At 70.3% G+C, this 12,174-nt stretch carries 10 protein-coding genes and 2 pseudogenes; 2 read left to right on the forward strand and 10 right to left on the reverse strand.

Annotated features, from left to right (window positions below):
* Window positions 1-35: 35 nt before the first annotated feature.
* The 4 genes from OG386_RS05415 to OG386_RS05430 all read right to left on the reverse strand — a co-directional run bounded on the left by OG386_RS05415 (window position 36) and on the right by OG386_RS05430 (window position 3,392).
* Entirely contained in the window at window positions 36-863 is an 828-nt protein-coding gene (locus OG386_RS05415; RefSeq protein WP_328787014.1) for an HpcH/HpaI aldolase/citrate lyase family protein, read from the reverse strand.
* Entirely contained in the window at window positions 863-1,393 is a 531-nt protein-coding gene (locus OG386_RS05420; protein ID WP_328787015.1) for an ATP-binding protein, read from the reverse strand. Before OG386_RS05420 ends, OG386_RS05415 begins: the two co-directional genes overlap by 1 nt.
* A gap of 104 nt (window positions 1,394-1,497) precedes the next feature.
* A complete protein-coding gene (locus OG386_RS05425) occupies window positions 1,498-2,391 on the reverse strand; it encodes a LysR family transcriptional regulator (protein WP_328787016.1) in 894 nt (297 codons plus the stop codon).
* 50 nt (window positions 2,392-2,441) lie between these two features.
* Window positions 2,442-3,392 (reverse strand): helix-turn-helix transcriptional regulator, encoded by a 951-nt coding sequence (locus OG386_RS05430; RefSeq protein WP_328787017.1) that lies wholly within the window; start codon window positions 3,390-3,392, stop codon window positions 2,442-2,444.
* A gap of 137 nt (window positions 3,393-3,529) precedes the next feature.
* Between OG386_RS05430 and OG386_RS05435 the strand changes: the two genes are divergently transcribed.
* Entirely contained in the window at window positions 3,530-4,141 is a 612-nt protein-coding gene (locus tag OG386_RS05435; protein WP_328787018.1) for a YbhB/YbcL family Raf kinase inhibitor-like protein, read from the forward strand.
* A gap of 60 nt (window positions 4,142-4,201) precedes the next feature.
* Here the strand turns inward: OG386_RS05435 and OG386_RS05440 are convergent.
* Window positions 4,202-4,543, reverse strand: a pseudogene (locus OG386_RS05440) (molybdopterin-dependent oxidoreductase); the annotation flags it as partial.
* A 501-nt stretch (window positions 4,544-5,044) separates the two neighbouring features.
* Here OG386_RS05440 and OG386_RS05445 point away from each other — a divergent pair.
* Entirely contained in the window at window positions 5,045-5,506 is a 462-nt protein-coding gene (locus OG386_RS05445) for a transposase (protein WP_328787019.1), read from the forward strand.
* Between the two features lie 7 nt (window positions 5,507-5,513).
* Here OG386_RS05445 and OG386_RS46860 read toward each other — a convergent pair.
* The 5 genes and pseudogenes from OG386_RS46860 to OG386_RS05465 all read right to left on the reverse strand — a co-directional run.
* Window positions 5,514-5,855, reverse strand: a pseudogene (locus tag OG386_RS46860) (hypothetical protein); the annotation flags it as partial.
* Between the two features lie 396 nt (window positions 5,856-6,251).
* Complete coding sequence (locus OG386_RS05450) at window positions 6,252-7,598, reverse strand: MFS transporter (protein WP_328787020.1); 1,347 nt, start codon at window positions 7,596-7,598, stop codon at window positions 6,252-6,254.
* Window positions 7,599-8,026: 428 nt separating this feature from the next.
* Window positions 8,027-9,133, reverse strand: a complete 1,107-nt coding sequence (locus OG386_RS05455; protein ID WP_328787021.1) for a heparin lyase I family protein — start codon at window positions 9,131-9,133, stop codon at window positions 8,027-8,029.
* Window positions 9,134-10,063: 930 nt separating this feature from the next.
* Window positions 10,064-11,068, reverse strand: coding sequence for a helix-turn-helix domain-containing protein (locus OG386_RS05460; RefSeq protein ID WP_328787022.1), 1,005 nt, complete (start codon window positions 11,066-11,068; stop codon window positions 10,064-10,066).
* Window positions 11,069-11,484: 416 nt separating this feature from the next.
* Window positions 11,485-11,910, reverse strand: a complete 426-nt coding sequence (locus tag OG386_RS05465) for a hypothetical protein (protein ID WP_328787023.1) — start codon at window positions 11,908-11,910, stop codon at window positions 11,485-11,487.
* Between the last annotated feature and the right edge of the window lie 264 nt (window positions 11,911-12,174).

Below are 12,174 nucleotides of genomic sequence, written 5' to 3' on the forward strand. Positions count from 1 at the left end.
CGGCCGGCAGCGGACCCGCCGACGGCCGCACCGCCCTACCCGTCCACCGCCGCCGCGAACTCCAGCAGGTTGCGGGCGTGGTCCAGGCGGGGACGGTCGATCATCTCGCCGTCCACCCGGACCGCGGCTCCCTCACTGTGCGCGGCCTGTTCCAGTACCCGGCGGGCCCAGGCGATCTGTTCCGGAGCCGGGCTGTAGGCGGCGTTCACGGCAGCCGTCTGCGCCGGGTGGATGCAGAGCTTGCCGGTGAATCCGCCGGCCCGGCTCGCGTCCGCCTCGGCGCGTACCGCGGCGATGTCGTCCAGGTGCATGGCGGGGCCGTCGACGGGTCCGCGCAGTCCGGCTGCGCGACTCGCGATGACCAGCCGGGTCCGGCAGTACGCCCACGCCTCGGGCGCGTCGCCCAGACCGGTCTCCCGCCGGAAGTCGGCAACGCCGAAGGCGAGGGCGAAAGTGGCCCTCTCCCGGGCGATCGCGAAGGCGTTCTCCATGCCGAGCGAGGTCTCCACCAGGGCGACGACGGGAGTACCGGCCGGCAGGAGGGCCGCCGTCGAGGCCACGTGCTCGGCGTGTTCGGCCTTCGGCAGCATCACCCCGGCGAGGGCGGGCAGGCCCGCGACGGCTTCCAGATCGTCACGCCAGTGCTCGCTGGTGCGGTCGTTGATCCGCACCCAGACCTGTATGCCGGCGGCGCCGGGCCGGGTGAGGTGGTGACGGGCGAGCACCTTGCGGCCGGGGGCCACGGCGTCCTCGAGGTCGAGGACGACCGCGTCCGCACCGGGCCGGTCCCTGCGGGGGTAGCGATCGGGACGGTCCGCCGGGGTGAACAGCCACGAGCGGGCGTACCGGGGAGCGAGGGCCATCACATCCCCCCGTGGGGAGCGGTCGGCGTGAGGCGCAGGTCGACCCGGACGATGTGCCCCTCGCCGGACGTCGTGGTCCGGACCCGATCGGCGAGGTGCTCGACGATGGTGAGTCCCCGCCCGCACTCCCCGGCCGGACGCGTGGTGGAACCGCCGGGTCGCGCGCAGGGAAGAGGAGCGCAATCCCGTACGTCGATGCGGAGCATCACGCCTTCCAGGGACAGCCGAACGGCGAGCTCCGCACCCCCGTACTGAGCGGCGTTGGCACCGAGCTCGCCGACGACCAGGAGAGCCGACTCGCGGTCGCAGGCAGCCACGCCCCAGAAGGCCAGCAGGGACGAGGTGAAGTGACGCACCTCGCGGACCATGTTCTTCTCGGCCGCTACGAAGACCGCGCCCAGCAGGGGCGCGGTCCGCCGCGGCTCCGGTACGCAAACCGTCTCGGCTGCACCGGGTCCAGGAGCCGGCTCCCGCGTCGGGTACCGGTTTCCACACGACCACGCGGGGACGGTGGTGGCATGAATGTTCATAGGACGATCCTCGGCCCCGGTATCGGCCCTGTGAAATGACGCTTCTCGTGCGCCCTGATGCGCTGCGCGCATGTTTCCAGGTCACCGGCACAAGGCGGTACCCCTCAGGCGTCGGATGGCTGCGCGGTGGAGCGGATGTACTGGTGGAACCGTGCCACGACCGCGGAGCGCGGGCCCCCGGCCTGTGCGATCACTCCGATGGTCCGGAAGGCCCCCGGGTCCGCCAGGGGGACGGAGACGGCGCCTGCGGGGTGAGCGGACGCGTCACCGGTGGCGGGCACCACGGCCACGCCGAGTCCGGATGACACCAGAGAGCGGAGCGTGCTGAGTTCGGTGCACTCCATGACGATCCGCGGGGTGAAGCCGGCCGCCTCGCACAGCTTGTCCGCGACCTGGCGCAGGCCGAACTCCGGCTGAAGCGCGAGGAAGTCCTCCGCGGCCAGCTCGGCCAGCCGTACCCGGTGGTGGGAGGCGAGACGGTGGCCCAGGGGCACGAGAAGGGACAGCGGCTCGTCCCGGAGCGGCGTCCAGCGCAGGGTGGTGTCGGCGGGACGGGGACTGGTGATGCCGAGGTCCAGCCTGCCCTGCCGTACCCCGTCGACGACGGCGTCCGCGGCGCTGCCGCGCAGCTCGAAGGTGGTCGCCGGTGCGATCGCGTGGTACCCGGCGAGCAGTGCGGGGATCAGCCAGGTCCCGTAGGAGTGGAGGAAGCCGAGGGTGATGGTCCCGGTGTCGGGATCGATCAGGGTGGCGATGCGCTGTTCCGCGCGGTCCATCTCGCTGATGGCCCGTACGGCGTGCGCCCGGAACACCTCACCGTACTTGTTGAGGTGGAGCCGGTTCTGCTTGCGGTCGAACAACGCCACCCCCATCCGCTTCTCCAGGCGGGCGAGCGCACGGGAGAGGGTGGGCTGAGCGATGTTGAGGCGTTCGGCCGCGGAGGTCACGTGCTCGCACTCGGCAAGAGCCACGAACCACTGCAACTCTCTGATCTCCATGGAATCACCCTACGTGTGGTGCGTGATCCCGCCACGGTGCCGCGGGGCGGTCACCGCCGGCCGGGCCGGCGGCGGGGAGCCGGCCCGGGCTGAGCGCTGCCACCGGGCACCTCGGGGTGCCGGGCCTGGGCAGCAGGCAGAGCGTGCAGGCCGGGGCCGCCGAGGGTGCCGGCGCGATCGACCATCAGCGCGCGCAGACACGCCTCGGCCGCCGTGTCGGCCGGTGTGAGGACGATCAGGGACTGTCCGGCCCCGTCCAGGGTGGCCAGTGTGTCGTAATGGACGGTCAGCTCGCCGACTGCGGGATGGCTGATGCGCTTGGTGCCGTGAGCCCGCTGCCCGACCGTGTGGTCGTCCCACCAGAGGGCGAACTCCGTTGCGGTCGAGCGCAGTTCCCCGATCACTTCCAGCAGCCGTGGTTCGTCGGGGTGGCGTGCGAGCGTGGCGCGCAGGTTGCCCACTGTCTCGCGGGCGACCCGGGCCCAGTCCAACTGCATCTCCCGCATGCGGGGCGACAGGAACAGCATCCGGGCCGTGTTGTCCGCGACGCCGGAGCCGAAGTCCTCGCCGAACAGCGCGGCCGCGGCGCTGTTGTGGGCCAGGACGTCGAACCTGAAGTCGACGAGGTAGGCGGGCAGGAGCGGCATTCCGTCCATCAGGACGCGCAGCGACTCGCTCACCGGCAGGCACTCGGGGCGGGGCACCGGCGCCTCGCCCCGGGCGATCACGTGCAGGTGGCGGCGTTCGGCGGGCGACAGCCGCAGCGCCCGGGCGAGGCCGTCGAGCACCGCGGCGCCGGGCGCGCTCGCCCGCCCCTGCTCCAGCCGGATGTACCACTCGACGCTGACGGCAGCGAGCTGGGCGACCTCCTGCCGCCGCAGACCCGGTGTACGGCGACGTCCCTGGTCCGCCAGTCCCACCTCGTCCGGCCGCAGTCGCTCCCGCATGGCCCGCAGGAACTGTGCCAGCTCCTCGTTGCGCCCTGTTCGTATGTGCACCACGCCCCCATCATCGCCCCGCACCGCGGCTCCCTGTCCACAGCGGACGGTGGTACGGCGCGTACCAGCATCCGGAAGGCCTTCCCGCCTGCCCGCACGCTCGGGAGCATCGGATCACCACCGACCTTCAGGAGGATCCGATGAAGAAGTCCCCGCTCACCACCGGAGTGGCCGTGACCGTGCCCGAGACAGCCGCCGAGCCCGCCACCGAGCCCGCCACTCCCCCGATCGACCCTTCGGAGTACGGATACAGCGAGGTCCGCAGGGGTGTACCCGCCTCGGCCGAACGCTTCACGGTGACCAGTCCCGATGTGCGCGACGGCGAGGCGCTCCCGGCCGACACCTGGGCCGACGCCTTCGGCTGCACCGGCGACAACCGACAGCCCCGGCTGTCGTGGAGCGGCGCTCCGCAGGCCACCCGCAGCTACGCGATCACCATGTTCGACCCCGACGCGCCCACCGGAGCCGGATTCTGGCACTGGCTCGTCTGGGACGTCCCCGCCGGTCACAACGGCTTGGACACCGGACTGCCGGCCGGCGCGGTGACCGGGGCCAACGACTCCGCAAACGCCGGCTATCTGGGGCCCTGCCCGCCCAGCGGCGACCTCACCCACCACTACGAGATCACCGTGTACGCACTCGACGTCCCCACACTCGGCCTGCCCACGTCCACGCCGCCGACCATTGCCGCGTTCGTGATGTCCCGCCACATCATCGGGTACGCCCGGATCACGGGCACGGTCCGCCGCTGACCCCGGCCGGCCGCACAGCCAACCTCGACCGGTCTTCCGGCTGGCACGACCTGGACGGGTCGCGATGTTGTGGTAGCCGCGTTCTTCCCAGAAGCCGCGCCGGTCCCGGGTCATGCACTCGATCGCGCGCAGCCACTTCGGCTGTAGCCGTAGAGGGTGGGGGACGACCAGGCGCAACGGGAATCCGTGCTCGGCGGTGAGCGGCTCACCGTCGTGGTGCGTGGCCATGAGGGTCTGGTCGGAGGTGAAGTCCGCGAGGCGCAGGTTCGCGCTGCACCCGTACTCCGCCCAGGCCATGACATGGGTGACCTCGGGAGCCGGTGGCGCCAACTCCAGCAGGACGGCTGCCGACACGCCGAAGAACTCGTGACCGACGGTCGTCGTACCCGAGGCGCAGTGCAGTGCTGGCCACTATCCCAGATACACCTCGTGGATGAGCGACTGAACTCACGCTGGTCACGTCGACGAGAGCACGGCGAAGCCGGACTCCAGCGACGCGAGGGCGCGCGCGAAGGCCCGCACGCCCCCAACGCGCCTCCAAGGGCAGCCGCGCGCTCTTGCCGGGCATTTCAGACCCTCACTACGGTCACGCATCGTACACGCTATGTACACACGGTGACCGCAAGGGGATTTATGAACTAGGCTGCTTGGCGTTCGCTCGCGCTCGCGACCGTGCTGGCCGTCCTTCCGCTCGGAGCGACGGCCGCCGAAGCGGAGCCGCCTGGGCCCCTGTCCGCAGATGCCGTGGCGGCCATGACTCTGTCGGGGATCTTGAGGATCCCCGGCGGGGCAGCATGATCAACGGGCATGCTCGGCTCTGTTCAAGGACCGATGCAGTTGTCGAGGTGCCCGTTGTCGCTCCACGCCCGTTCTGGTGAGCAAGTCCCTTCTCTGACCGTGCAGATGGCGCGAGCGAGCAACCCGGGCGGTACGACCGCGATGTGGGTGAGAGACCACCTGGGCGGGCTGTGGCGTGACGAAGACTTCGCCGACTGCTACCCGCGCGACGGCCGCCCCGGGCTGTCGCCCGCCCAGCTGGCCACCGTCTGTGTGCTGCAGTTCCTGCTCGGTCTGTCGGACCGGCAGGCGGCCGAGGCGGTTCGCTGCCGCATCGATTTCAAGTACGCGCTGGCCATGGAACTGGACGATCCCGGCTTCCACCACAGCGTGTTGGCCGACTTCCGCGAGCGTCTCACCGAGGGCGGCCGAGCCGACCGTCTCCTGGACCTTGCGCTCGCGCGCCTGAAGGAGGCCGGTCTCGTCCGCGAGCGCACCACCCAGCGCACGGACTCCACCCACGTCTTGGCCGCGGTGCGAATCCCATCAGTGACACGTCGCCGGGGTAGGACAGTCTTTTCGCCCTGAGTGTGCGCAGGGCTCCGGTCATGGCGTCGGTCTCGGTGCAGAAGAAGGCGGTGGCCCGATCGGTGAGGCTGAGCATGCGATCGACCTCGTGCGTGGCCCGGTTCTCGGTCTTGGGGCCCACCATCACCAGCTGCGGGTCGAAGAGGATGCCGGCGTCGTCGAGCGCATCGAGATACCCCCGCAGCCGCTCGCTGTCGGTCCACAGATCGCGGGCCGACGCGGCGAGCAGCGCGCGTCGAGTGGTGGGCTGTTCCGGGACAGGAGGTCCCCAGACGAATCCGATGCGGCGGTGGTCGGCCGCGGTCAGGGCCGCAACGGCCTCGCGGGCGGCTTCACGGTTGTCGCTGATGACCGCGTGTAGGTCGACTGACCATTCCCGCTGGTTGGCGGGGTGAGGTGAGCGCGTTCGGCGACATGGCTGAGGTGAATCCCGCGCGGGACGGCTGGGATCGACCCTCCGCCCCGCCTCCTCCTGTCCAGGGAGAAAGTCGGGATCCGACGATCATGCACGCCAACCAGCGGGTGACCATGTTGACGTAAACATGAAGTTGCAGGAGAGTTTCGGGGCATGGTCGGACGCTGTCAAGGCTGCAGCCGAACCGTCCTGGTCCATCAGGGGCAAGGGGTGACACGCCCACCGTGTCGTTGCCGTCCAGCAGTGGCAGGTGCATCCGGGCGCCGCCACCGGCCAGCGGCACCTCGGCGGCCTCCCCGCGAAAGGAGGCCCCGCCGGCGGGAGGCTCGATCACCGATGCCGGACCCGGCTGGCGAGAGCGGGGACCTGGCCCGGGCGGCACTTACTGGCGACGGCCACGCGGGCTTCTCGCAGAGGAGGGTTGACGTGGTCCTTCCGGTGGCGGCCGTGACGCCGGTGGCGATTGGGGCGGCGCTCTGGGCCGAGCTTGCTGCGGGCGAGGGTGAGGATGGTGAGTGCGGTCGCGGCGCCTGCGGCGGGAAGCCCGGCGAGCATGTCGGAGTGTGCGGTGAGGGTTGCGGCGAGCGCGGTTCCGACGGCCTGGCCGGTGCCGACCGACAGGATCAGCCAGGCGTACGCCTCGGTGGTGCGGGACGGTGGAGCGAGAACGTCCACGGTGTGGAACCCGTGGGTGATGATCAAGGTGAAGAACAGCCCCGGGATCGCCGTGAGGGCGATGGCTGTGCGGGGGCCGGGCTGGGCGAGCAGGGGCCCCCAGCCGATGAGGAACAGGGCGCTGGTGGTGATGAGTCGGGTGGGGGTCGTGCCGGGCCGCGCCCGGCGGGCGTAGATCAGGCTGCCCAGGAGACTGCCGGTGGAGAACGCGGCGGGTAGCACGCCGGAGAGCATGGCCAGGCCGTGGGTGGCGGCCATTCCAGCGGCCCACACGTTCATCGCTCCGAAGGCGCACCCCGTTCCCGCCAGTGCGGTGTACAGCGCAGTCAGGCCGGCGCTCGTCAGCCGTTCGGTTCCGGTCGCCCCGGTGGTGGCGGGACGCCAGGTCCGTGACGGTGTGGCGGTCAGAACGACCGCTGTGCCCACGAGTGAGAGCGCGGCGGTCGCGGTCAAGGCGGTGTTGGGCCCGTGCGTGGTGGCGAGCCACGAGGCGAGCAGGGGGCCGGCGATGTAGAGGAGTCCCTGCGAGCCGGTGTCGAGGGCTTGAACGACTCGGCGCCGCCCGAGGTCGGGCAGGACGGTCGGCCACAGTGCCCGTAGTCCTGCCTCCAGCGGAGGTGTGACCAGACCCGCGCACCCCACTACAGCGGTCACCGCCGCCGGGTGCCCGCACGCTCCGATCCAGGGGAGCGCGGCCAGGCAGCCCGCGTTGAGCAGCACCGCCGGTGCCGATACACGGGTCTGGCCGTGGCGGTCCATCAGTCTCCCCTTGACCGGCTGGGACAGCCCGGAAGCCAGCCCGTACAGCGCGGCAAGCAGTCCGGCGAAGGCCAGCGACCCTCCGCCATCGGTGATCCACAGGACCAGCCCCACGGGAACCATGCTGTTGGGCAGGCGCCCGGTCAGGGTTCCGCCGAGCAGGCGGACAACGTGTCGGCTGCCCAGCACGGCTCCGTATGTGGCGGACGGCGGGGCGGCGGTCTGGTGATCGGCCAGCGTCAACGGGGCAGGGCTTTCCATCAGTGGGCGTGCGAGGCAGGCGCAGGGCGGGGAGACATCGGCGTTGCGGAGACGGGGTGGCGGCCGAAGGGTGCTGCGGCCACGGGCTTGATGCCGATGGCCGGCGAAGAGGGCTGCTACCGGTAACGGGCACGGAGAGGGGCTGCAGCAGGACCGCGACGCCTTCGTCGAACTGCCCCCCGAACTGTGCGAAGACGTGGACCTGGTGGCTGGTTCATGCGGAGAGCAACCGCAGGAGCACAGCAATCGCACGGCAGGCCCGTGTGCTCGGCGCAGTTGCCCCGGGCGGCTCAGGTGCCGGCCGACCCGGGGCGGGGAGCGTAACCCGAGGCTGCGCGGCCCCCGCGGAACTTGTGAACTTCCGACAAGCTGTGGAAATGGCCGGAGTTGCGGCGGGTGCGGCAGAAGCCTTACGGACGGTGCCGACCGTGGGTCGATCGGGTGGCGCTGCGTCGTCGGAGGAGGTACGCGCCGACGGCCAGTGCCACGACGCTGGCAGCCGCGATGGCGATCACACCGGTCGCGCCGGCGCTCGGGAGCGAGGACCCGTTGGCGTTCGACTTCTTCCCGGTCGCTCCGGGAGTTGCGTCGCCGGCGGACGTCGACGTAGCGCCTGTGGACGCGGCACCGGCTTGTGCGGAGGCGGAGGGTGAGCTGGTGGACGTGGGACTGGGCGACGGGGTCGGGGAACCCGAGGGGGCAGGGGTGGCGGGGGTGGTGGGGCCCGGGTTCGGCTGGGTGCCGGGGGTGGTGCTGGTGATGGCGATGTCATCGATGAAGAGGACCGCCTCGGCTGCTCCGGCCCGCTTCTCCGGCCCCTTCTCCGGACGCCAGCTGGGCCGGTAGGCACCGATCCGGAAGTGCGGCGGATCGCCGCGGTGGTAGTTGTTGGCACCCTGGTGCGAACCGACGGTGACGCCGTCCCGCGTGACGTGGATCGAGCCGGGCCTGCCCGCGGTGGACCACGTGATGTCGAAGACCCACCGGTTCCAATGGCCCGGACGCGCAGCACCGAGCGGGAGGACGGATTCCTGTATCTCACCGTTGCTCATCCAGTGGACCTTCAGCTGCCAGTTGCCGCCGTGGACCGACAGCGCGACGACGGGCTTGATGCCCCCGCCGTCGTCCTGCGTGCTGAACCACTGGGCGACGATGGTGTCGAGGTCCCGCTCCTGCCAGTCACCGGGCAGGTAGTTGGCAAAGACGAAACGATGACTGCCCGCGTCGAGCCCCTTGATGACCAGCTCGGACTTGAACGAACGCCCGTCGTTGGGGATGTTCACGCGCGCCGCCTGCCCCGACTTCCCTCCGGGTGCGGGCCCCACCAGAACGCGGCCGAAGCCGTTGAGCGCCATGAACGGCAGTTTCTGGGACGGGGACTCGAAGTCGTACGAGACCGAATCGGCTGCGGCGGCCGGCGAAGCAGCGCCCAGAGCGACGACCATCAGGGCGGCGGTGCACGCTGTGAGGAGAGGGGCTGGGCGGCGGGTGGAGGACGGCAGCACTGCGATGGGCATGGGCGTTTCCTCGTACGAAGCGGGGAGTTCGGTTGGTGAGGGGAGAGGGGACGGCGAAGCCGGGCAGCCATTCGGCCGCGGCGATCGGGTGAGGTTTTGGGGGCTGGCGAGACTCGGAAGGACAGGCGTCGCCGCCCCTCTCACGCACCGTCGGGCACGGGACCGAACCTCCGCAACCGGTCATTCAGGTGTTCGCCCGGTGGCTGAAGCTGCGCAGACCATACTGTGCAGTACAGATGGAGAACCAGTGGAGATCACTTGCTGGTCTATAACGAAACGCTAACTACGGTGGCGAGCCTGCGAGTTGACGGAGCGTCGCATAGCGGAGTCGCTTGATGGTGGTGTCGTGGATGAGTGGTCCGGTACGCGCGTTGCCCGCGACGTCGAAGCAGGGCCGACTCCCAGGCATGCCGGGTGATGGGGTGTCAGCGTAAGTGATCGGAACCCGATTCTTGTTGACTTCTGTTCAGTAGTGGTGATCGACGAGCTTCTGTTGGATGGCCGGGCTTAGCGAATCAACCGCGAGAACAAGCCACCGGACCGACCTCACACAAGGGGAACCAAGGAAGATTACGAGCCCATCTCAGCCAACGGCGCGGGGTTGACGATCTCCCACGGCAGGAGTCTCATAGACCTCACCCGTTGAGACCTGTTGGTTTCTGGTTGATTTCGGGGGCACCGTAGTTCGCCGTCCCCGCCACGGGATCGGTCACCTGATGCCCGTCTCACAGCGGCTCTTTCCGGAAGCTGATCGACGTTCCGCTACCACGAGGATGGATCATGTCTCGCCGCTGTCACCGCCGGCGTCCTGGCCGTGACCGGTGCACCGTTCCTGGAGCGGGCCACCGACCGCCAAGGCGTTGGGCTCGCTCCTCTGCTGGTGTCCCCTCCAGCAACAAAGCAGGCGCCGTCGTAGCGCACGGTCCCGGCTTATGGGCTGAGCGCCCATCCCGGTTCCGGCCGCGCCCCGTGGCGATGTCGGTGCTCCCGAGGTGAGATTCCGTACGCGGTGCGAAAGGCACGGCTGAAGACCGCCGCGTCGGTGAACCCCCAGCGGCTGGCGATCGCGTGGATGGGGAGGGAGGACAACGTCGGGTCCAGCAGGTCGGTAGAGCACCGTTCGAGCCGGCGCCTGCGGATCGTCTCGGCCACAGTTTCCTTGCGTTCCGCGAAGAGCTTGTGCAGCAGCCGTACGGAGATGTGGTGGCGTGCGGCGATGGCCGGCGGCGAGAGTCGGGGATCGGCGAGGTTGTCCTCGATGAAGAGATCGAGTCGCCGCATCAGCAACTGGCGGCGCGTATCCGGGGGGAGGCGGTCTGCGGCGCTCGCGTAGTGGGCGAGGAAGGCCGTGGCCAAGTCCGATGTCATATCGCCGAGTCGTTCCCCGTCCCCTTCCGTGAGGGATTTCGCCTCCTGGACGACGGATACGAGGTGGCGGGCGAGGACGGCCCCGATCCCGGTCGCCGAAGGCAGCGCGTGGGCGATCAGCCGGTCCGTCTTCGCCTCGGGCAGCAGGAGATCGACGCGTGGCAGGTGCAGGACGATGGCGCGGGACGGACCGGAGTCACGGTCAGAGGTGCTCCGGCCGGTGTAGGGGCGGGACGAGGACCAGAGGTTGAAGTTGCCTGCGGCGAGTCTGGCGTCCTGGCGGCACTGTGAGACGTCCATCCCGCCGCTGAGCAGGAGCGTCACCTCATACGTCTCCGGGTCGGACTGGCGGATCAGGCGGGCCGTGCGCTCGGAGACGAGAGGGGGGAAGTCCAGCACGGCGAGTCGTGTGGCGCCCAGGGAGAGGATGCCCATGCTGCCCGTGAAATCCGATGGCCGGTCCGTCGTGATCCGGGTCGGGCCGGCGCCCAGGCTGACCGTCTCGCGCCACCACTCGAACCGGTGCTCGCGCGGCAGGTCCGCCGTGTCGTAGACGGTGAAGCTCATGAGTCCCCCTCGCGCACCGCGCCTCCGACGCGCTGCCGGGCGGACGGTCGCGCCATCCTCCGGGGGGAGGTATCCCGTTCTCCACACCCCGGATCGCCCCGTGGCCTGATGTGCGTGCGTGGTGGGGGTGAGCGGAACGGGCCGATGGGCGGGTACGGGCTCGCCAGTGGCGTGAGCCCGGCCGGAGGGAGGGCAGGCAACCCGGCTCATGCCGTGCCGGGCGGATCACCGGATCGGGCGCGTTCCCGTCGACCCCACTGCCGCGCCCATGAGAGGCGGTGTCCCGAGCGGTGGCGTCCGAGGGGCAGGCGTCCGAGGGGCAGGCAGGTCCGCCTGCATGGGGCGGTCGTGACGGGAGGGGCCGCCCGGCGGATGCCGGACGACCCCTCGAGTCGCTGCCGAGTACGGTGCGCGGATCAGCCGTTGACGGTGAGGCGCGAGGCACCGCCGTTGATTTCGATGGTTCCAGTCAGGGCCGGCACGGTGCTGACCCGGCCGGCCGAGGCGCCCTGACCGGTGTTTCCGTTGGTCCAGACCGAGCCCACGCTGTTTCCGTTCCCGTTGCGGAGGAGCACCCGGAAGACACCGCTCTTGTTGGAGTAGCCGTTGACCCAGGTGCCGCCGCTCTGGCTACGGTGCACGGCAACCCAGTCGCCCTTGTACCAGGAGGAACCGTTGTAGGCCATCGTGCAGGAGATGTCGTCGTACGTCTGCTCCGGAGGACAGCTCCGAACTGCGGTGAGCGCGGACTCCGTGTCGGTGGCCGCGGAAGCGGCTCCGGTGGCCAGGGGGCTCGCGAGCAGTGCGGCGGTGGCAAGGCCGAGCACAAGCTTGGTACGCATGGTGGGACGCCTTCCGTCGAGGTGTGCGCCGATCGAGTACGTCCCGCCGAGTATCGCCAGGCGCCGCCAATGCCGGCTTCGGCGAGCGGTGCACGCTTTCTTGACGTGGAGTGCACGCGTCTTTGCTGGGCGCGTGTGTCCGCCCGGGGCCACGACGCCCTTCGGTGACGCCCAGGCAAAGCGATGCATCGCCGTATGCGAATCCAGAGGGCTGCGTGTGCACCTGGCCGGGTGGGATTGAGGACGGCAGTGAGCCGGTGCTGG

Origin of the sequence: Streptomyces sp. NBC_00273, assembly GCF_036178145.1 — a bacterium.
Taxonomy (GTDB): Bacteria; Actinomycetota; Actinomycetes; order Streptomycetales; family Streptomycetaceae; genus Streptomyces.

What these genes read in the sequence shown, in the direction of transcription:
- OG386_RS05415 (WP_328787014.1), bottom strand. Translation starts at nt 863, where the DNA reads ATGGCCCTCGCTCCCCGGTACGCCCGCTCGTGGCTGTTCACCCCGGCG.
- OG386_RS05420 (WP_328787015.1), bottom strand. Translation starts at nt 1,393, where the DNA reads ATGAACATTCATGCCACCACCGTCCCCGCGTGGTCGTGTGGAAACCGG.
- OG386_RS05425 (WP_328787016.1), bottom strand. Translation starts at nt 2,391, where the DNA reads ATGGAGATCAGAGAGTTGCAGTGGTTCGTGGCTCTTGCCGAGTGCGAG.
- OG386_RS05435 (WP_328787018.1), top strand. Translation starts at nt 3,530, where the DNA reads ATGAAGAAGTCCCCGCTCACCACCGGAGTGGCCGTGACCGTGCCCGAG.
- OG386_RS05445 (WP_328787019.1), top strand. Translation starts at nt 5,045, where the DNA reads ATGGCGCGAGCGAGCAACCCGGGCGGTACGACCGCGATGTGGGTGAGA.
- OG386_RS05455 (WP_328787021.1), bottom strand. Translation starts at nt 9,133, where the DNA reads ATGCCCATCGCAGTGCTGCCGTCCTCCACCCGCCGCCCAGCCCCTCTC.
- OG386_RS05460 (WP_328787022.1), bottom strand. Translation starts at nt 11,068, where the DNA reads ATGAGCTTCACCGTCTACGACACGGCGGACCTGCCGCGCGAGCACCGG.
- OG386_RS05465 (WP_328787023.1), bottom strand. Translation starts at nt 11,910, where the DNA reads ATGCGTACCAAGCTTGTGCTCGGCCTTGCCACCGCCGCACTGCTCGCG.